This is a genomic window from Aureimonas sp. Leaf427, assembly GCF_001425485.1.
Lineage (GTDB): Bacteria > Pseudomonadota > Alphaproteobacteria > Rhizobiales > Rhizobiaceae > Plantimonas.
In genome coordinates this window covers 63,416-82,559 of record NZ_LMQW01000007.1, presented here as the reverse complement: position 1 = coordinate 82,559, position 19,144 = coordinate 63,416, and the positions used below count along the sequence as shown (strand labels likewise).

At 67.9% G+C, this 19,144-nt stretch carries 14 protein-coding genes; 6 read left to right on the top strand and 8 right to left on the bottom strand.

Going from position 1 to position 19,144, the window contains the following annotated elements:
* Positions 1-161: 161 nt before the first annotated feature.
* Together ASG62_RS06655 and ASG62_RS06650 are read right to left on the bottom strand one after the other, a co-directional pair.
* The gene (locus ASG62_RS06655) at positions 162-1,211 is read right to left on the bottom strand and encodes an HD-GYP domain-containing protein (protein WP_274532606.1); all 1,050 of its coding nucleotides are present in this window, start codon (positions 1,209-1,211) and stop codon (positions 162-164) included.
* A gap of 290 nt (positions 1,212-1,501) precedes the next feature.
* The gene (locus ASG62_RS06650; protein WP_244487599.1) at positions 1,502-2,755 is read right to left on the bottom strand and encodes a PAN domain-containing protein; all 1,254 of its coding nucleotides are present in this window, start codon (positions 2,753-2,755) and stop codon (positions 1,502-1,504) included.
* 338 nt (positions 2,756-3,093) lie between these two features.
* On the opposite strand from ASG62_RS06650, the gene ASG62_RS06645 reads away from it, so the two are divergent.
* The 3 genes from ASG62_RS06645 to ASG62_RS06635 all read left to right on the top strand — a co-directional run bounded on the left by ASG62_RS06645 (position 3,094) and on the right by ASG62_RS06635 (position 5,402).
* Positions 3,094-3,855 carry an amino acid ABC transporter substrate-binding protein gene (locus ASG62_RS06645; protein WP_056695656.1) on the top strand — a complete coding sequence of 254 codons (762 nt, stop codon included), beginning with the start codon at positions 3,094-3,096 and terminating at the stop codon, positions 3,853-3,855.
* A gap of 123 nt (positions 3,856-3,978) precedes the next feature.
* On the top strand, positions 3,979-4,638 hold the full coding sequence (locus tag ASG62_RS06640; RefSeq protein ID WP_056695476.1) for an ABC transporter permease subunit: 660 nt from the start codon (positions 3,979-3,981) through the stop codon (positions 4,636-4,638).
* Entirely contained in the window at positions 4,635-5,402 is a 768-nt protein-coding gene (locus ASG62_RS06635) for an amino acid ABC transporter ATP-binding protein (RefSeq protein WP_056695475.1), read from the top strand. The genes ASG62_RS06640 and ASG62_RS06635 overlap by 4 nt, the downstream gene beginning before the upstream one ends.
* A gap of 23 nt (positions 5,403-5,425) precedes the next feature.
* On the opposite strand, the gene rsgA is transcribed toward ASG62_RS06635, so the two are convergent.
* From rsgA to ASG62_RS06605, 6 genes are all read right to left on the bottom strand, one after another.
* A complete protein-coding gene (gene rsgA / locus ASG62_RS06630; RefSeq protein ID WP_056695473.1) occupies positions 5,426-6,439 on the bottom strand; it encodes a ribosome small subunit-dependent GTPase A in 1,014 nt (337 codons plus the stop codon).
* 169 nt (positions 6,440-6,608) lie between these two features.
* Positions 6,609-7,511: a myo-inosose-2 dehydratase gene (iolE, locus tag ASG62_RS06625; protein ID WP_056695471.1), complete on the bottom strand. Its 903-nt coding sequence runs from the start codon at positions 7,509-7,511 to the stop codon at positions 6,609-6,611.
* Between the two features lie 202 nt (positions 7,512-7,713).
* Entirely contained in the window at positions 7,714-9,567 is a 1,854-nt protein-coding gene (iolD, locus tag ASG62_RS06620) for a 3D-(3,5/4)-trihydroxycyclohexane-1,2-dione acylhydrolase (decyclizing) (RefSeq protein WP_056695654.1), read from the bottom strand.
* 119 nt (positions 9,568-9,686) lie between these two features.
* Positions 9,687-11,609 (bottom strand): bifunctional 5-dehydro-2-deoxygluconokinase/5-dehydro-2-deoxyphosphogluconate aldolase, encoded by a 1,923-nt coding sequence (locus ASG62_RS06615; protein WP_056695651.1) that lies wholly within the window; start codon positions 11,607-11,609, stop codon positions 9,687-9,689.
* Positions 11,610-11,714: 105 nt separating this feature from the next.
* Positions 11,715-12,584, bottom strand: a complete 870-nt coding sequence (locus tag ASG62_RS06610) for a MurR/RpiR family transcriptional regulator (RefSeq protein WP_056695649.1) — start codon at positions 12,582-12,584, stop codon at positions 11,715-11,717.
* A 177-nt stretch (positions 12,585-12,761) separates the two neighbouring features.
* Positions 12,762-15,437 carry an MGH1-like glycoside hydrolase domain-containing protein gene (locus ASG62_RS06605; RefSeq protein ID WP_056695469.1) on the bottom strand — a complete coding sequence of 892 codons (2,676 nt, stop codon included), beginning with the start codon at positions 15,435-15,437 and terminating at the stop codon, positions 12,762-12,764.
* A 448-nt stretch (positions 15,438-15,885) separates the two neighbouring features.
* Between ASG62_RS06605 and ASG62_RS06600 the strand changes: the two genes are divergently transcribed.
* The 3 genes from ASG62_RS06600 to ASG62_RS06595 all read left to right on the top strand — a co-directional run bounded on the left by ASG62_RS06600 (position 15,886) and on the right by ASG62_RS06595 (position 19,094).
* Positions 15,886-17,184 carry a porin gene (locus ASG62_RS06600; protein WP_056695467.1) on the top strand — a complete coding sequence of 433 codons (1,299 nt, stop codon included), beginning with the start codon at positions 15,886-15,888 and terminating at the stop codon, positions 17,182-17,184.
* A gap of 254 nt (positions 17,185-17,438) precedes the next feature.
* The gene (locus ASG62_RS25365) at positions 17,439-17,588 is read left to right on the top strand and encodes a DUF2934 domain-containing protein (RefSeq protein ID WP_320409364.1); all 150 of its coding nucleotides are present in this window, start codon (positions 17,439-17,441) and stop codon (positions 17,586-17,588) included.
* A gap of 243 nt (positions 17,589-17,831) precedes the next feature.
* Positions 17,832-19,094, top strand: a complete 1,263-nt coding sequence (locus tag ASG62_RS06595; protein WP_244487598.1) for a hypothetical protein — start codon at positions 17,832-17,834, stop codon at positions 19,092-19,094.
* The last annotated feature ends 50 nt before the right edge of the window (positions 19,095-19,144 follow it).

The following is a 19,144-nucleotide window of genomic DNA, read 5'->3' as shown; positions in this document are numbered from 1 at the left end:
CTGGAATTGGCCGATAGGGGGCCAGCCCTTCGGGTTTGTCGTGGCCGCCCGCCCACTTTGTCGGCTTGCTAGGCCGTGGCCCCGCCACGGCCGTCGCAACCCTTCGCGTGGATCGGGCGGCCACGGCAAACAGAACTGGGTCCTATTGACCGTCCGATGCTCTAGCCCCGCGGCTTCACGGCGATGGACGGATCGGAATAGCCGTTCATCGAGAAGGGGGCGTCCGGGCGCCCGTGCTCGGCGATGGTCAGGGCGTCGCATCCGAGCCAGCTGGTGAACCGACCGAGATAGTCGGGGTCGAAATGCCCCTTCCACTGCGCCATCTGCGACAGCGCCTCGACGGGCGTCCAGGGCCGCTTGTACGGCCGGACCGACGTCACGGCATCGAAGACGTCGCAGATGGCGGCGATCCGGGCGTGGGAACTGATGTCCGCCCCCAGGCGGTCGGGATAGCCGCTCCCGTCCATCTTCTCGTGGTGATGACGCGCGACGTCGAGCACGACGGGCGGAAAGTCGCTTCGTTCGAGAATGGCATGCCCTGCGGCAGGATGCCGGCGGATGGCTTCCAGTTCCTCGTTGTCCAAGGCGCCGGTCTTCACCAGAATGGCGGGATCGATCGACACTTTGCCGATGTCGTGCATCAGGCCGGCCAGCCCCATCACCTGCACGGTCTCGTCGTCGAGCTCCAGGTGCCGACAGAAGCCGATCATGAGCGCGCTCACGGAAATGGAATGCAGGTACGTGTAGCTGTCGATCGATTTCAGCTGTGTCAGATTCAACAGGGCGTGCGGATTTTGATCGAGGGCGCTCGCGATCTCGGAGCTGACCCGTTCCGCGCTCTTGCGGTCGATCGTGCGCCCCATCCTCGCCTCCGCGAAGAATCGCTGGGTGGCCCGGCGGCAGGCTTGAACCATAGCCTGCGCCTGCCGACGCTGGATCTGGGCCGCCGAGAGTTTGGCGCTCGGCGCACCGATGCTTTTCCGTCCCGCCTCACGCAACGGCTCGAAGGATGCATCGCGGTCGAAGCCGACACCCTTGGCGTCGTCGATGATCACGCCGTCGACGTCACTCTCCACCAATTTCTCGAAGTCGGACGGACTGGAAAGTAGAAAACCGCCCCGCCAGAAGGGATGGCTCAACCAGTCGCCCTCCAATCGAACGACGAACATTCCGAGCCGCACGTCTTGTCGACCAATTTTCCTTAATGCCACGCCACCCCTGCTGATGATACTTCTGGAAATTTACTGAATAATATTATTGCACAGATGCCGAAATAAATCAATGTCATTTCATACGCAATTGTATTACGCGCCTGTTAACACTCTGTTAATTATGACCTTTGGCCATAGTATTGATTATATACAATATACGGATGTGAATATAGTTGGGATCACCTGAATAGCCGACCTGGATCCCGATGCGGGACGCCTCGCAAGAGGCTCTTGTCGAGCCCCTTTGTCTCGCTCCCCAAAGAGACGCGGATGAACCTGTGCCCTCTGCCTCATTCGAGAGAGATCACCGACATCGGCGAGAAATGGGCCACCGTCTTGCCGCCGCTGACCATGCCCGGCTTGTAGCGCGGCTCGCCGATACTGGCTTTCAACCAGCATTCCTTCTTGCGCTTGATGAAGGTGAAGGCCTGGCATTGATCGTTGGTGACGCAGGCGAGCCGGCATTGCGGACCGGTTTTGGCGGTCGGGTGGGCCTTTGAGGAAAGATCGCGGCCGGGAAGATCGACATCCTCGATCATGCCCTGGTTCGGATCGATGACGCCCATCGAGAACGGCGCCGGGTCGCTCTCCGCCCGATGGAGCAGGAGACCCGAGATCGCCACGGCGTTGCCGTCCATGGCGCCGCTCCCGGCCTTCAGGAAACAGTTCGGGCCCCGGGTGATGCGCGTGTCGGCATTGTAGGTGAACGCCTTGCACTGCGAGCCGATCTCGAGACAACGGCGCGCACAGAGGCTGGCCTCGCCGACCCGCGTCGCTTCGATATCCTGGCCGTTGAAGTCGAGGCCGCTATAGAGCGCCATCCGCGTGGGGCGGCTTGCATAGGCCTCCAGCTCCGAAAGATCGGGCGACGCAAGGGCGGCGGCAGCCGGCGCCTGCAGCCCCGTCGGAGCGCCGGGCGGGGGAGAGGGGCTCGGCTCCGGCGCCGCGGAGGGCGCGGCGGCCGAGATGTCCGACCCCGTCCTGTTGATCCCGTAGCGCGCGACTTCCTCCGCGGAAAAGAAGTGCATGTCGTTCGCCGGCGTCTTGAACATGATCGTCAGGACGGGAACCGGCGTTCGGAACCGGTCGAGGACATCGATGATGTCGGCGATGGAAACCTGGGCCGATTCCAGGTCTCCCGCCTCGTTCGCGATCTGATGGACGCCCAACCGGCCATCGGCACGGCGCTCGGCGCCCGCCAGGAAGACGAAGGCGCAGGCCGAGGCGCAGGTCGATTCCGCCGGAATGACGGTCGCCATCTTCCGGCTGTGGACGTCGTCGGCGATCAGAAGGCCCATGGCGACGAGCCCGCCCGGACTGTCGAGGACAAGCCTCCGGGCATCGGGCGCGGCGCCGAGGGCGCGGCGGAAGTTGAGCGCCGATCCTGCATCCAGTGTCCCGTCCATCCGGATCGTCCCGGGATCTCGATCGTCGAGGCTGAAGAGACCGAAACGCACCTCCGCAGCCTTCGCGGCGGGAGCCGAAAGCGGCTGGAACAGCGCCATGACCGACAGGATGGCGAGGGCACGAAGAAGAGACGACATGGGCACCGATCGACGGATGGCTCGACCGGCGCACTGGACGATGAACGCCGATCGAGTGCAAGCGGGACGTCATCCACCTGTCATGGTTGTTCCTCGATCCGGCGAGGCGACGGGGCCCTATCCCCAACCTTCCCGCATGTTGCTCTCCGAACCGTTTCCACCCCCGCTCGACGTCCGCGCGGAACCGGGCCCCGGATGGAACATCCTCGATCCATGGCAAGGACGGAAATGCGTTCCTTGAGATGATCCTCGCGCCTTCCCATTCTTGACGGGGCCATTCTTGACGGGCCCATTCTTGACGGCACCACCAGACCGTCGGATCCGAAGGACGAAACATGATGAAGCGTGCACTTGCGACCGTTGCGATCCTGGCCGGCCTCGCCGGCGCGGCGTCGGCCGGCAGCCTTGCCGATATCCAGGCCGCCAAGACCTTCCGCATCGGGACCGAAGGCACCTATGCACCCTTCACCTACCACGATCCGTCGGGCGCCCTCGTCGGGTTCGACGTCGAGATCGGCCGCGAGGTCGCCAAGCGTCTCGGCGTCGAGCCGGTCTTCGTGGAGGGCAAGTGGGACGGGCTGATCGCGGGCCTCGCAGCCAACCGCTACGACGCGGTCATCAACCAGGTCGGCATCACCGAGGAGCGCAAGGCCCGCTTCGACTTCTCCGATCCCTACATCGTGTCCAAGGCCGTTCTGATCGTCAAGGAGGGCAATGCCGAGATCAAGTCCTTCGCCGATCTGAAGGGCAAGCGGGCGGCCCAGTCGCTGACCTCGAACTACGGCAAGATCGCGGAAGCCGCGGGCGCCGAGCTGGTGGGCACGGAAGGCTTCGACCAGTCGATCCAGCTGGTCCTCACCGGCCGCGCGGACGCGACCATCAACGACAATCTGTCCTTCCTCGACTTCCACAAGCAGAAGCCCGATGCGCCCGTGGCGATCGTCGCTGCGCAGGACGACGCCTCCGCCTCCGGCATCATCGTCCAGAAGGACAATCCCGATCTCGTCGCCGCCATCAACAAGGCCCTGGCCGAGCTGAAGGCCGACGGCACCTACGAGACGATCTCGCAGAAGTATTTCGGCGCCGACGTCTCGCGCTGAGCGGGGCTGGCACGGAGCGGGGCTGGCGCGACGGCGCCTTCGCCCTTTATTCGAAGGTGTGGGGCCGGCACGCCCCTCGCCTCCTGACCGGATCGGACCATCTTGAACCCCACCCTGCAACTGATGCTGGATTCGCTCTGGCCGCTCCTGCGGGCGGGGCTGGTCTTCACGGTGCCGTTGGCGCTCCTGTCCTTCCTGTTCGGCCTGTCGATCGGCTTCGGCGTGGCGGTCCTGCGCCTCTTCGCGCCCTGGCCGATCGCCGCCGTCGCGCGGTTCTACGTCTGGTTCATCCGCGGCACGCCGCTTCTCGTGCAGCTCTTCGTCATCTTCTACGGCCTGCCGAGTCTGGGCATCCTGATCGACGCCTTTCCCGCCGCGCTGATCGGCTTCTCGCTCAGCGTCGGCGCCTACACGTCCGAGATCATCCGCTCGGCCCTCTCGGCCATCCCCAAGGGGCAGTGGGAGGCGGCCGCCTCGATCGGCATGACGCGCCGGCAGGCGATGACGCGCACGATCGTGCCGCAGGCGATCCGCGTCGCCGTCCCGCCTCTGTCGAACTCCTTCATCTCGCTGGTGAAGGACACCTCGCTCGCCGCCGCCATCACCGTGCCCGAGCTGTTCCAGCAGGCGCAGCGCATCGTCGCCGCCACCTACGAGCCGCTGATCCTCTATATCGAGGCCGCGCTCCTCTATCTCGTCTTCTCCTCCGTCCTCTCGGCCCTGCAGAGCCGTCTGGAGCGCCACTTCGCCACCTATGGCGGCTATCTGGAGAGCCGCTCGTGATCCGCCTCTCCGGCATCCGCAAGACCTTCGGGACGAACACGGTCCTGAACGGGGTGGACCTCACCATCGCCGAGGGCCGCGTCACCGCGCTGATCGGCCCGTCCGGCGGCGGCAAGAGCACGCTCCTGCGCTGCGTCAACCTTCTGGAAGTGCCGGAATCGGGACGGCTGGAGCTCGGCGATCTCGCCGTGACCTTCGAGCCCGGCCGCCGCCTCGTCCAGCGCGACGTCCTCGCGGTGCGCCGGAGCACAGGCATGGTCTTCCAGAACTTCCAGCTCTTCCCCCACCGCTCGGTCGTCGACAATGTCCAGGAAGGGCTCCTCACCGTCCTGAAATGGCCGGCCGAGAAGGCGCGCGCCCGGGCCGAGGAGCTTCTCGGCCTCGTCGGCATGGCCGAAAAGGCGAATGCCTATCCCGCCACGCTCTCGGGCGGCCAGCAGCAGCGCGTGGCGATCGCGCGCGCCATCGCGGCCTCGCCGAAGCTGCTCCTCTGCGACGAGCCGACATCGGCCCTCGATCCGGAACTCGCGACGGAGGTGGTCGAGGTCCTGAGCAAGCTTGCCGAGGGCGGAATGACCATGCTCATGGCGACGCACGACCTGCGCCTCGCCGGCCGCATCTCGCACCACGTCGCCTTTCTCCAGGGCGGCGACATCGTGGAGGAAGGCCCGCCCGAGGCGGTCCTGCGCGCGCCGTCCGATCCGCGCACGTCGCGCTTCGTGCGCACCCTGACGGGCGGCGACACGGCCTCGATTCCGGTCTGATACCGACGAGCCTGCGGTCGAGATCAACGCTTCCGGCGATGTCCCGCGCCGGGGCTTTTGGTCTTCGGCGCGGCATTGGCGGCGTTTTCCGCGCGCAGCTTGCGCCAGCGCTCCAGACGCAGCGGGTCGACCCGCCCGTCCGCCACCGCCGCCTGCACCGCGCAGCCCGGCTCGTGCGCATGGGTGCAGTCGCGGAAACGGCAGAGCGGGGCGAGCTCGGTGATCTCCGCGAAGAGCGTGTCGAGACCCTCGCCGACCTCGCTGACCTGCAGGCTGCGCATGCCGGGCGTGTCGATGATCCAGCCGCCGCCCGCCATCCTGTGCAGCGAGCGCGCCGTCGTCGTGTGGCGGCCCTTGGCGTCCTGCTCGCGAATGGCGCCGGTCTCCTGCGGCGCGCCCTCGCCGCCGAGCAGCGTGTTGACGAGCGTGGACTTGCCGACGCCGGACGAGCCGACGAGCGCCACGGTCCGCCCGGCGCCGCACCACGGGGCGAGATCGAGGATCGAGCGGTCGGATTTGGGATGAAGCGTGACGACCTCCAGCCCCCGCTGCAGCGCGCGCGCCGCGCTCTGGTAGGAGGCGACGTCGTCGGTGAGGTCGGCCTTGGTCAGGAGAATGACCGGCACCGTCTCCGCCTGGTTGGCGAGCGCCAGATAGCGCTCCAGGCGCGCCGGGTTGAAGTCGGCATTGCAGGAGGTCACGATGAAGAGCGTGTCGATATTGGCGCCGGCGAGCTGCGGTATGGTCGAGCCGACGACCCGCCGCTCCACCACCGACCGGCGGTCGAGACGGCGCAGGATCAGGTGCGTCTCCGCCTCCAGGAGCACGAAGTCCCCGACGGCGAATTCGCTGGTCCGAGCCTGATGCGCCAGGACCGGCTCGACCGGCCCTTCCGCCGTGAGGGCCGCGACGCGCGCCCGGTGCACCGAGGTGATCCGCGCGGGGAGCGTGCCGTCCTCCTCCGGCCCGATCTGCTCGGCGAAGAAGGGCGACCAGCCGAGATCGGCGAGGCGCCGGGAATGATCGTCGGGGTCCATCGGGAGCGTCCTGTTCAGCGGGATGGCGCAAGGCTCGCCGAGCCCCCTATAGCGCAACGCAAACCCCGATGACGACATGGATCGCGGCCCCGCACCCGGCAAGGGCGGGACGGGACCGCGATATCAGCCGATCGGCCGCGCTCCCCGCGGCCGAGACCGCGCGCCTCGCTCAGCCCCGATCGAGCCCGGCTTCCCGGGCGAAGCGCCTCAGCGAGGTGTGGCCGAGGGTCTGGTACTCCAGCGGGTTGCGGACGGCGGAATCCTGCTCGGCCTCGATGACCAGCCAGCCCTCGTAGCCGTGCTCGGCGGCGATCTCGAGGACGGCCGGGAAATCGACGGCACCCTCGGTATCGCCGGGCACGGTGAAGACGCCGCGGCGCACGCCTTCGAGGAAGGAGAGGTTCTCCGCCTCGACTTGGCTGGCGATCTCGGGGCGCACGTTCTTGCAGTGAATGTGCCGCACGCGGCCCATGTGCTTGCGCGCGACCTCGGCGGGGTCCGAGCCGCCGAACCAGGCATGGCCGGTGTCGAGCAGGAGCTTGGTCGCCGGTCCCGTGTTCGCCATCAGGAGATCGATCTCCTCGCCTGTCTGCACGATCGAGCCCATGTGGTGGTGGTAGACGAGCGCGATGTCCTGGATGGCGCAGTAGGCGGCGAGCTGTTCGAGCTTGGCGCCGAACTCGGCGAATTGCTCGGGGCTCAGCTTCGGCCGGTCGCGCAGCACGGCCTTGGTGTCGTCGCCATGGATCGTGTTGGAGCACTCGCAGACGATGCAGACCTTGGAGCCGTTGGCGGCGAGGAGATCGAGATGGGGCTGGATCGCGGCCTTCTCGGTCTCGATGTCGTTGACGAGAAGATTGGTCGAATGCCAGCCGGAGACGAAGACGAGACCGTATTCGGCGAGCTTGACCTTCAGCGCCTCGGGATCGGCGGGCATGAGATGGCCCTTCTCGATGCCGTCGAAGCCGATCGTCCGGCAGTCGGACAGGCAGTCCTCCAGCGTGAGATGGCCGCCGATGGAGAAATCGTCGTCATTGGTCCAGGCGATGGGGTTCGTGCCGTAGCGGATCATGCGGTCACCTTCGAAAACAGGGAGAAGAAAGAAGAGGGGTGAGACGGTAACGCCGCGTTCTTCTCCCCCACGGGGAGAAGTGCCGGCAGGCGATGAGGGGGACGGCCGCAGCGCATGGCAGGTTGCCGCTCCGCGGCGCCCCCTCATCCGGCTGATCGCGCCACCTTCTCCCTCATTGGAAGAAGAGTGGCGCCGGGTTTTGTCATCCGATGCGCTGGGCGGCCCGCGCCTTCTCGTAGCCGCGCCGCGCTTCGAGCACCTGTTCGCGCTCGGAGACCTCGGGCACCGCGACGTCCCACCAATGGCCGCCGGCCTCGGTGGTGGCGAGGTGGTCGGTGTCGATCTCGATGAGGACGGTGCGCGGCTCGTCCTTCATCTCCACGAGCGCCCGTTCCAGCTCGGCGATCGAGGCGACCTTGCGCGTCGCGGCGCCCATGGCCTTCGCATGGGCGGCGAAGTCGATCTTGGGCAGGTCGACATGATGGCTGTCGGCCAGCATGTTGTTGAAGTTGGCGCCGCCGCAGGCCATCTGCAGCCGGTTGATGCAGGCATAGCCGCCATTGTCGAGAAGGACGATGGTGAAGCGCGCGCCCGCCATGACCGAGGAGTAGATCTCCGAGTTCAGCATCATGTAGGACCCGTCGCCGACCATCACGATGACGTCCGCCTCCGGGCGCGCGAGCTTGACGCCGAAGCCGCCGGCGACCTCGTAGCCCATGGTCGAGAAGCCGTATTCCATGTGGTAGCCGCCGGGCGCCTCGGCCTGCCAGAGCTTGTGCAGCTCGCCCGGCAACCCGCCGGCGGCGCAGACGAGCACGGTGTCGGGCGAATTGCGCGCGCGATGCACCGCGCCGATCACCTGCGCGTCCGTCGGCAGCGGCGCGTTGGTCGGCGCGATCGCGGCCTCGGTGGCCTTCATCCACTCGGCCTTTGCGGCCTTGGCCTTGTCGGTCCAGGCCGCATCGACCCTGTGCCCGCCGAGCCCGGCCGACAGCGCCTCGATGCCGACCGCCGCATCCGCCACGAGCGCCAGCGCATCGTGCTTGCCCGCGTCGAAGGGCTGGACGTTCAGCCCGACGAGCTTCAGGCCCGCATCCTGGAAGAGCGCCCAGGAGCCGGTGGTGAAATCGGCGAGCCGCGTGCCGACGGCGAGCACGAGATCGGCCTCGGTGGCGAGCGCGTTCGACGCGGACGAGCCGGTGACGCCGACCGCGCCCATGTTCAGCGGATGGGAATGGGGCATCGATGACTTGCCGCCATGCGTCTCGGTGACGGGAATGCCGTGCGTCTCGGCGAAGCTTTGCAGCGCCGCGGCCGCGCCGGAATAGAGAACGCCACCCCCGGCGACGACGATCGGGCGCCGCGCCGCCTTCAACGCGGCGATGGCGGCGGCCAGCTCGTCCTCGTCCGGCCGCACGCGGCGGGGCGTCCAGACCGTTTCGGCGAAGAAGCTTTCCGGATAGTCGTAGGCTTCCGCCTGCACGTCCTGGCAGAGCGCGAGCGTGACCGGGCCGCACTCGGCGGGATCGGTCAGAACCTGCATGGCGCGGCGCAGGGCCGGCACGATCTGCTCGGGGCGCGTGATGCGGTCGAAATAGCGCGAGACCGGCTTGAAGCAGTCGGTCGCCGAGACCGTCCCGTCGCCGAAATCCTCCACCTGCTGGAGCACCGGATCGGGCTGCCGTCCGGCGAAGACGTCGCCGGGCAGAAGCAGCATGGGCAGGCGGTTGGCATGGGCCATGGCCGCCGACGTCACCATGTTCAGCGCGCCCGGGCCGATCGAGGTCGTGCAGGCCATGAAGCGGCGGCGGAAGCTCGCCTTGGCGAAGGCGGCGGCCGCGTTCGCCATGCCCTGCTCGTTCTGCGCCCGAAAGGTCGTGATCTCCTCCCGGACGCCATGCAGCGCCTCGCCGATGCCCGCGACGTTGCCATGGCCGAAGATCGCGAAGACGCCGCCGAAGATCGGCTGTTTCACCCCGTCGATCACCGTCATCTGCCGCGTCAGAAACCGCGCCACGGCCTGCGCCATGGTCAGGCGCACCACTGTCGTCGTCATGAAATCCATCCTCCCCGCGGCCGCCTCGTCCGCACCCGCTTTGGCGGCGGCCCTTCGGCCGGTCCCGCCCCTTCCCATACACGCCCGCAGAAACCCCGCCCTCGCCGACGGCGTTCCGGTCAGGCCGCGATCGTCTGCCGTGCCGAGACCCAGGCCTCGCAGAGCGCGCGAAACCGCGCCTCCATGTCGGCGACGGCCGCCGCGTCGTCGATCTCGCCGGCGAACCAGCGCCGGGCCGCCTCCACCCAGATCGTGCGCCCCACCGCGAAGCCGCGTACGCTGCGCGAGGTGCGTGCGGCCGCAAAACCCTGGCGCAGCGCCTCCACCGGCGCCTCCAGCCCGAGCAGGAGCACGCCCCGGCAATAGGGATCGCGCGCCTCGATCACCGCGTCGATCGCCCTCCAGGCGGCCACGCTCGCCTGCGGCTCCAGCTTCCACCAGTCGGGCGTCAAACCCTCGTCGTAGAGTTCGCCGAGCGCCCGCGCGATCGTGTCCGCGCCGAGCGGGCCGTTCTTGCCCGCGATGATCTCGATCAGGATTTCGCGCCCGACCTTGCGCGCGGCCTCGAAGGCCGAGCGCAGCTTCAGGATCTGCTCGGCCTTCAGATCGCTCTGGTCGTCGGGATGATAGAAGCACAGGACCTTGATGCAGTGGTCGACCGGCCAGTCGATCAGGCGCGAGCCGAGATCCTGGCTGAACTCGAAGCGCAGCGGGCGCGAGCCCGGCAGCTCGATCGGCTTGCCGACCCAGAAGCCCGGCTCGCGCGCGGCGGCGAACAGGGCCTCGCGGCCGTATTTGTCGTCGAGCAGCATGCCGAAGCCCGGCCGCTTGTCGGCCACCCGGGCGGCCGCCTCGACCGCCAGGACCTTGAAGGCGGGAATGCGATTCAGCCGCTCGGCGTCGCCGGCCGCCAGATCCTCCAGCTGCGAGCGATGGTCGATGGCGAACGCCATGAGATCAGGGATCGCCCGGCGCCGGGTCGTCGCCCAGTGGATGTGGTTGATCGCGGCATCCTTGCGCAGCGCGCGTTCCTTGGAGCCGTGCTTCAGGAAGAACTGCAGCTCCGCCCAAGTCGGGATTTCCGGCGCGCAGAGGAGGCGCGAGACGGCGAAGGCACCGCAGGCATTCGCCCAGGTCGCCGAGGTCGCATGCGGCTCGCCGCGCAGCCAGCCGCGCAGGAAGCCCGACAGGAAGGCGTCGCCCGCGCCGAGCACGTTGTAGACCTCGATCGGGAAGCCCCGGCCGACGATGCCCTCTTCGAGGTCGGCCGGAATGGCGCCCTCGTAGACGATGCAGCCCATGGGCCCGCGCTTGAGGACGATGGTCGCCTGCGAATGGGCCCGGATCGTCCTCAGCGCCGAGACGAGGTCGCTCTCGCCCGAGGCGATCAGCACCTCCTCCTCCGTGCCGACAATGAGATCGCAGTCGGCGAGCACGGTGCGCAGGTGCGCCGAGACGGCTTCGGAGGCGATGTAGCGGTTGTCGCCGGCATCGTGGCCGGCCAGACCCCAGAGGTTCGGGCGGTAGTCGATGTCGAGCACGACGCGCGCGCCGTTGGCCTTGGCGATGCGCATGGCCTTGCGCTGGGCCGCGTCGGTGCCGGGCTTGGCGAAATGCGTGCCGGTCACGAGCACGGCCTTCGCCCGCCGGACGAAGGCCTCGTCCACGTCGTCCTCGCAGAGCGCGATATCGGCGCAGTCATGGCGGTAGAAGAGGAGCGGAAAGGACGTGTCGCTTTCCACCGACAGGATGGCGAGCGCCGTCAGCCGCTCGGGATCGGTCGTGATGCCGGCGGTCTCCACGCCCTCGCGCACGAGCTGCTCGCGGATGAAGCGACCGAACGGCTCGTCGCCGACCCGCGTCAGGAGCGCCGATGTCAGGCCGAGCCGCGCCGTGCCGACCGCGATATTGGTCGGGCACCCGCCGACGGACTTGGCGAAGCTCCCCACGTCCTCCAGCCGCGCGCCGATCTGCTGGCCGTAGAGATCCACCGAAGCACGGCCGATCGTCACGAGATCCAGTCGCGCGCCCTCGTCAACCATCGTCGTCTCCCTCAAGAATGCATGCGCAGCGGACCATCGGCCGAGGCGCAGCGCGCCTTGCATGAAACATAGAGGCGACGTCATCGTCAATATGGAATTTTCGTTCTATTCTTTGTTTTCCGCCATCGCCTGCCGCTCTTCGGCGATGGCCACCGTCAGCGCCATGGCGAAGGCCATGGAGGCGGAGAGGAGACGGAAGCCGGCATGGTCGGCCTCCGCCAGCTCGAACCATTCGCTCGAGGATTCCACGAGCGGCGAGAAGGCCGAGTCGGTCAAAGAGACGACGGGAATGTCGCGCGCCGAAAGGCTTCTCGCCTGCGCCACGGATTCAGAGGCATAAGGCGAGAAGCTTGCCGCGAAGGCCGCGTCCTTCGGGCCGGCGAGGCGCAGGATGTCGTCGTCGATTCCCGCCGCCGTGCCGACGATCTGAGATCGTATGCCAAGCTTTCCAAAGGCATAGGCCATGTAGCTGCCGATCGGATAGGAGCGGCGCTTGGCGATGATGTAGATCGTCTCGGCCCCTGCCAGGATCTTCACCGAGCGCTCGAAGGCGCCGGGATCGACGGCGCCCGCCAGCTTGTCCAACGAGCGGCGGGCCGCCGCCAGAAACCCGTGCAGGATCGCCTGCGAGCCGTGCTCCTGCGTGTCGCGCAGCGCGTTGAGGCGCTCCTCGTAATCGGGCTTCCTCTCGCGCAGCCGGTCGCGAAACAGCGCCTGCAGGCTGGAAAAGCCTTCGAAACCGAGGCTTTGCGCGAAGCGCACCAGCGCGGAGGGCTGCACCTGCGAGGCCGCCGCGATCGTCGCCACCGTGCCGAAGGCGACGTCGTCGGGATGGTCGAGCGCGAAGACCGCCACCTGCCGCAGGCGCTTGGGCAGCGTTCCCTTGCGCTTGAGAATGAGGGATTTCAGCTCGTCGAACGTCGTTGGCAGGGAGGGGGCCAGGGACGGGGGCAGGGAGGTGGACTCGTCGGTCATCGTCGCGGCGCTCAAAGCTTCAGGAACGAGGGACCGTGCCCCTTCGCGGAATTCGGCTCTCCAAAATGGAATATTCGTTTCTTCTCTCGCTTTCCATCGCCGAAACCCGCCCGGCCCGAAAAACCCGCACCGGGCGCACTCCGGATGAAGACCCCGCCGGACGCGGGACGGGCTACCTCACGCCGTCGGCACGGCCAGAGCCTGTCCGCGCACGGCGCAGCGCGGCTGGAGGAGGAGCGCGACGAGCGCCGTCCAGCCCGTCTGGTGCGAGGCGCCGAGGCCCTGCCCGGTCTCCCCGTGGAAGAACTCGTGGAAGAGAACGAGATCCTCGCCCTCCGGCCCCGGCTCCTCGGCCGGTCCCGCCGCCTGCGACGGACGGCGCCCGTCCGGCCCTTTCAGGAAGAGCGCGGACAGCCGCCGCGACAGCTCCTCGGCAATGCCGGACAGGGGCTTCGTCACGCCCGATCCGGTCGGGCACTCCACCTGGAAATCGGTGCCGTAGAAGCGCTCGAACTCCAGCAGCGCCTCGATCAGCATGACGTTGAGCGGCATCCAGACGGGACCGCGCCAGTTGGAATTGCCGCCGAACATCCTGGCGCTCGACGTGCCCGGCTCGTAGCGCACTTCGAGGCGCGTGCCGTTGTGGTCGAAGGCGAAGGGCTCGGCGCCATGCGCCTTGGACAGGGAGCGCAGGCCGTAGGGCGAGAGGAACTCCGTCTCGTCGAGAAGGCGCGTCAGGAGCGCCGTCATGCGATGGCGGCGCAGGAGCGAGAGCAGAAGCCGCGCCTTCTGGCCGGGCTCGGCGAAGCGCGAGACTTCGCTCGTGAGATCGGGGCGATGGCGCAGCATCCAGGAGAGCCGCGCGGCAAAGCCGGGATGGCGCTCGGCCAGGCCGGGATCGAGCACCTCCACCGCGCAGAGCGGGATGAGCCCGACCAGCGAGCGCACGCGCAGGCTCGTCTGCGTGCCGTCGGGCAGGACGAGCGCGTCGTAGAAGAACCCGTCCGCCTCGTCCCAGAGGCCCCGTCCGTCCCGGTCCTTCTCCGCCTCCGAGCCGCCGATATGCGTCATGGCGGAGGCGATGGCGAGGAAGTGCTCGAAGAACTTCGTCGCCACGTCCTCGTAGACCGGATTGTCCTCGGACAGGATCAGCGCCATGCGCATGAGGTTCAGCGCATACATGGCCATCCAGGCGGTGCCGTCGGCCTGCTCGATGAAGCCGCCGCCCGGTATGGGCGCGGAACGGTCGAAGGCGCCGATATTGTCGAGCCCGAGAAACCCGCCCTGGAAGAGATTGCGCCCGGCCGCGTCGCGGCGGTTCACCCACCAGGTGAAGTTGATCATCAGCTTGTGGAACATGCGCTCCAGGAAGGCGCGGTCCGCCCGGCCCGTCATCGCCTCGTCCATCCGGTAGACGCGCAGCGCCGCAAAGGCGTGGATCGGCGGATTGGCGTCGCCGAAGGACCATTCGTAGGCTGGAAGCTGGCCGCTCGGATGCATGTACCATTCGCGCGTCAGGATGAGGAGCTGCGCCTTGGCGAAGGCCGGGTCGATCAGTGCCATCGGCAGCGCGTGGAAGGCGAGGTCCCAGGAGGCGTACCAGGGATATTCCCAGGTGTCCGGCATGAGCACGACGTCGGCATTGTCGAGATGCGTCCAATCGGCATTGCGGCCGGCCCGGCGCTCCGGCGGCGGCGGCGGGCCGCCCGGATCGCCGTCGAGCCAGCGCTTCACGTCGTAGCGGTAGACCTGCTTCGACCAGAGAAGGCCCGCCAGCGCCCGGCGCTGCACGAGGCGCGCATCGCCGTCCTCGATATCCCTCTGGAGCGCGGCGTAGAAGGCGTCGGCCTCCGCGATCCGGGCCTCGAACACGGCGTCGAACCCGGCCGGATCGATCGGCCCCGCCTCGGCCGGCGCGAAGCGGTAGCGCAGGGTCACGCCCTCGCCGGCCGTCAGATCGTGCCGGGAATGGGCGCCGAGCTTGGTGCCCTCCTCAGGCAGCGGGTCGGCCCGGCCCCCCGTGACGTGGTCGGCGATCGCGTCCTTGAACGCGCCATCCGGTCCCTCGCCGAAGATGCGGCGGCGGTTCGTCTCGTTCTCGCAGAAGAGCATTCGGGCCGGCTGCAACGCCTCGAAGCGCATCGGCGGCGCGGAAGGGTGAAGCGCGAGGACGCGCCCGTCGCCGGCGGGCGCGATGCGCGGCCGTTTGGCGCCCGGCCGCCCGCTCCAGATGTTGCGCGCCACGAGCTGTGGCAGGATGTCGAGCCGCGCGGCCTCGGGCCCGCGATTGACGATCCGCACGCGCATCAGGATGTCGTCCGGCCCGGCCTTGGCATAATCGACCGTGACGTCGAAATAGCGCCTGCCGTCGAGGGCGCCGGTATCGGCGAGCCCATAATCCGGCGCGTCGGTGCCCTGGCGGCGCGCGTTCTCCGCCACGAGATCGGCATAGGGGAAGGCTGCCTGCGGATAGCGGTAGAGCATCTTCTGGTAGGAATGGGTGGGCGTGCCGTCGAGGTGCCACCAGAGCTCCTTGACGTCCTCGCCGTGCGGGCCCTCCGCATTGGTCAGCCCGAACAGGCGCTCCTTGAGGATCGCGTCCGCCCCGTTCCAGAGCCCGAGCGAGAGGCACCAGTGCTGGTGCTCGTCGCTGAAGCCGGCCAGACCGTCCTCGCCCCAGCGATAGGCGCGCGAGCGGGCGTGATCGTGCGGAAAGGAGGCCCAGGCATCGCCGTCGGCGCTGTAGTCCTCGCGCACCGTCCCCCATTGCCGCTCCGCCAAATAAGGCCCCCAGCGCCGCCAGCCGCCGGCGTCGGCCTCCGCGAGACGGCGTCCCTCCGCCGTGTCGAACATCCCCTGCGGCTCAGCCAAGACAGGCACCGGCGAACGGCTCGATCCTGCAGAAAATCCTTGCAGATCCGGAACAGCCGCCCCGGGGCCGGCGGCAGCGCGGCTCCCGGTCGACATGGCAAACGGCGCCGTCGAAGCCTCCTGCCGCCGCCGGGACCAGCACCCGCCGAAGCCTCCACCCGGCAGATACGCGAAAGAACAGACGGAGAGTTTCCAAGCCGCGCAGGCCTCTTCGTGACAGTTTCAAGACAAGATGTCCGTGATCATTAGGTCTTCGAGAGATGTGTTGCGCCGGAGGAACGGGGCTCGTGTCACACTTCGTCACAATCGCGAGGCCGGTTGTTTTCGGCGCCGCCTTTGGCCACAGGCAAGGTGCTGGGGCGAGAATGGTTTCGCCTCGATCCCGCAATGCGCACAGCATTCGCCTCTCGACCTCCCGGAGCGTCTTTCCATGACCTTGAAGAGCCTTCTCTTCGCATCGGCAGCCGCCCTCGTCGGCGCCACCGCGGCACAGGCCGCCGACGCCGTTACCCTCGTGGAAGCCGAGCCGGCCGACTATGTCCGCGTCTGCGACGTCTACGGCAAGGGCTTCTTCTACATTCCCGGCACCGAGACCTGCCTGAAGATGGGCGGCTACATCCGCATGCGCGTCCAGGGCGCCGACCAGGAATACAACGACGACATCGACCTCGACCGCCGCAACGCCGCAGGCACGCCGGTCGGCGAGGACTACACGGTCGGCACGCGCACCCGCGCCCGTCTCGAATTCGACGCTCGCGAGGAGACCGAACTCGGCACCCTGCGCTCCAAGGCGCGTCTCGAGGCGACCAACACCTTCGGCGCCGACACCGCCTTCAACTTGGACGAGGGCTTCATCCAGCTGGGCGGCCTGACCGTCGGCTATCTCGACACGCTGTGGACCAACAACGAGAACGGCGTCGAGGACGGCCTCCTCCTCGACGAGTTCGAGTTCTCCGCGGGCGATCTCAACGCCAACCGCATCTCCTACACGCTGGCCGCCAAGGGCTTCACGGGCACCGTCTCGCTCGAGGACGACGGCACCGGCGACTTCCTTCCCGACGTCGTCGGCAAGCTATCCTACAAGGGCGACTGGGGCGGCGCCTACCTCCTCGGCGTCTACGACGAGGACTCCGTGGAGGAGACCAATTCGCGTCGCGGCTTCACGCCGGCCGGCATCCGCTCGGTCTTCGCGCTCGCGACCGACGAATATCCGGGTGCCGCCTTCGATCAGGGCAAGGACGGCGCCTTCGCGGTGAAGGGCGGCCTCCTCCTCAACGATCTCGTCGCCAAGAAGTCGGTGCTGAAGGTCGAGGGCCACTATGCGTTCGATCCCACGATCTACGCCCGCGTCGACGATATCGGCCGCTTCTCGACCCGCGGCACCAACGACTTCAACCAGCCGAGCCTGACCAGCCTCAACGGCGGCCGGATGAACTTCTCCAGCCGCTGGCAGGCAGGCGCCGCCTATCGCCAGGACATCGGCAAGCTCTTCCTGATCGCCAACGGCATGGTCGGCGAAACCTTCGACCTCTCGGCGACCTCGCTCGGCGTCAATTACGGCAATGTCGGCGCGATCGACTATTGGGGCGCCGGCGGCGACATCGGCTACAAGCTGACCTCGAACTTCACCGTGAAGGCCGAAGTCTCCTATGTCGATCTCGACATGCCCGCCCGCATCGACGACTTCGACCAGACCCGCGGCTTCCTGGAATTCCGCCGCGACTTCTGATCCCGACCAAGGCGGCCGGATGGAAACCCCATCCGGCCGTCATGCCTTCGGCCGTCCTACCGGTCCGGCCCGATCCGGCAAGACCTCGCCCTCCGCTCGTTCAAACCGGCGGGAGGATCGCGCGAGGCGTCTGGCCAAACCGCGCAAGCGCCTCACATAACATCGTGTAACAGAACGCGAGGCGGGCCTGACCCCGGCTTCGCGGTCACGGTCGGGGCGCGAAGACGATGGCTTACGAAGACACAACCCCCCTGGTGCGCGAACGCGCCTATCTCCTTTGGGAGAAGGCCGGGCGCCCCTATGGCCGGGAGTTCGAGTTCTGGGCCCAGGCGGCACGGGAGATCGAGACCGACGTGCACGCCCAGCGCGAGCAGGTGCAGGCCCAGCGGATCGTCGCCCGCTAAGGCAAGACTCTCGCCGTAGGACGAAGACGCTCGATCGGCGGGTCCCCCGCTCGCCGAAGCGGTCCTCGCAAACCTCACGATCACCGCCGGCCGATTTTTCTCGCGCGCGAACCATGCTAGAGACGCCGTGAGAGCCTGAGAGCGGCTCGACGGCCGGACGAGCCGACGATCCCGAGGGATCGGACGGCCCACGGAACGAGGCGCGGTCGAGTTCGGCGGAACGAGAGTGAGCGCGATCGACCCATGACGTCCGTCGAACGCCGACTGGTGCTTCACTTTCCCGGCTTCGAGCCCCTGGACGCCCATGCCCATTGGGTCCGTTTCGCGCGGTCCTGCCGGCAGAGCGGTGCCCATTGGGGGCTGGATGTCGAGGTCGGCGCGCTCGAAGACGGCACGGTCGCCCGCGCGTTCGACGCCACCGGCCGCATAGACGGCTTGACGACGCAAAGCCGCATCCATCTCTTCGACTACGATCCGCTGATCGGCCGCCTGAACGGCCGGCCGACGCCGATCCGCATCGCCACGGGATTTGCCAGCGCCGCGCGCGTCCTCTGGGAGGGCGGGCTCTTCGGCTATCTGCGGCATGGCTGGCGGTTCGCGCTCTTCTTCCTCTTCCCCTTCCTCGCCATCTCCGTGGCGCTTCTCGTCTCCCTCCTGATCGCCGCCCTGCCCCTTCTCGTCGGCTGGACGCCCTGGCATCTCCTCTGGAGCCTGCCGCTCGCGGCGCTTTTCTTCGCCCGCGTCTTCCTGCCGGCGAGCGGCCGGTGGCATATGCTGCATCTCCTGGGGGACTGGGATCTGGCGGTGGAACTTGCCCGGATGCGCGATCCCGCGCTCCTCGTCTGGCTCGACGCGGCGACGGAGGCGACGCGCGCCGCCCTTCGAAAGGAGGCCGACGAGATCGTCGTCACCTCCCACAGCATGGGATCGGGCATGGCCGCTCTCGTGCTCGGCGCGGTCCTGGAAGCCGATCCCGGCGCCCTTCGCGGCCGGCGCGTCGTGTTCCTGACGCTCGGCGGGGCGATCCTGCAATCGGCGCTGCTGCGGTCGGCCAAGACGCTACGCGCCCATGTCGGCCGCATCGCCCGCGCGCCGGAGATCGACTGGATCGAGATCCAGTGCCTCAACGACGTCGTCCACTTCTACCGCTCGAACGTGGTCGCGGCCTGCGGCCATCGCGATGCGCCGTCCGCCCGGATCGTCTTCATCCGCGTCAAGCAGATGCTGACGGCCGAACATTACCGCCGCATCCGGCGCGACGCGCTGCGCGTACACCGCCAATATGTGCTCGGCTCCGACAAGCGGTCGAGCTACGACTTCGCCCTCGTCACGACGGGACCGGCGCCGGTCGCGCTCCTCGCCGAGAAGGAGCCGAGCCCGGCCGAGGAGCTTCGCACCGCCCCGCCGACCGCCCTGCCGCCGATCGATGCGGGTCTGCCGGCTTCGGCGAAAGACGCCTTCCTGCCCTCGTCCGCCGAGAACCGGGCGCCGCTCCACTCCGCTTGAAACGAGAGTTCTGTCGGGTTCATGCCGAACCGGACAGACTCTCGATTCCT

What these genes read in the sequence shown, in the direction of transcription:
- iolE (WP_056695471.1), bottom strand. Translation starts at nt 7,511, where the DNA reads ATGATCCGCTACGGCACGAACCCCATCGCCTGGACCAATGACGACGAT.
- ASG62_RS06615 (WP_056695651.1), bottom strand. Translation starts at nt 11,609, where the DNA reads ATGGTTGACGAGGGCGCGCGACTGGATCTCGTGACGATCGGCCGTGCT.
- iolD (WP_056695654.1), bottom strand. Translation starts at nt 9,567, where the DNA reads ATGACGACGACAGTGGTGCGCCTGACCATGGCGCAGGCCGTGGCGCGG.
- rsgA (WP_056695473.1), bottom strand. Translation starts at nt 6,439, where the DNA reads ATGGACCCCGACGATCATTCCCGGCGCCTCGCCGATCTCGGCTGGTCG.
- ASG62_RS06640 (WP_056695476.1), top strand. Translation starts at nt 3,979, where the DNA reads ATGCTGGATTCGCTCTGGCCGCTCCTGCGGGCGGGGCTGGTCTTCACG.
- ASG62_RS06600 (WP_056695467.1), top strand. Translation starts at nt 15,886, where the DNA reads ATGACCTTGAAGAGCCTTCTCTTCGCATCGGCAGCCGCCCTCGTCGGC.
- ASG62_RS06605 (WP_056695469.1), bottom strand. Translation starts at nt 15,437, where the DNA reads ATGTTCGACACGGCGGAGGGACGCCGTCTCGCGGAGGCCGACGCCGGC.
- ASG62_RS06610 (WP_056695649.1), bottom strand. Translation starts at nt 12,584, where the DNA reads ATGACCGACGAGTCCACCTCCCTGCCCCCGTCCCTGGCCCCCTCCCTG.
- ASG62_RS06595 (WP_244487598.1), top strand. Translation starts at nt 17,832, where the DNA reads ATGACGTCCGTCGAACGCCGACTGGTGCTTCACTTTCCCGGCTTCGAG.
- ASG62_RS06650 (WP_244487599.1), bottom strand. Translation starts at nt 2,755, where the DNA reads ATGTCGTCTCTTCTTCGTGCCCTCGCCATCCTGTCGGTCATGGCGCTG.
- ASG62_RS06645 (WP_056695656.1), top strand. Translation starts at nt 3,094, where the DNA reads ATGAAGCGTGCACTTGCGACCGTTGCGATCCTGGCCGGCCTCGCCGGC.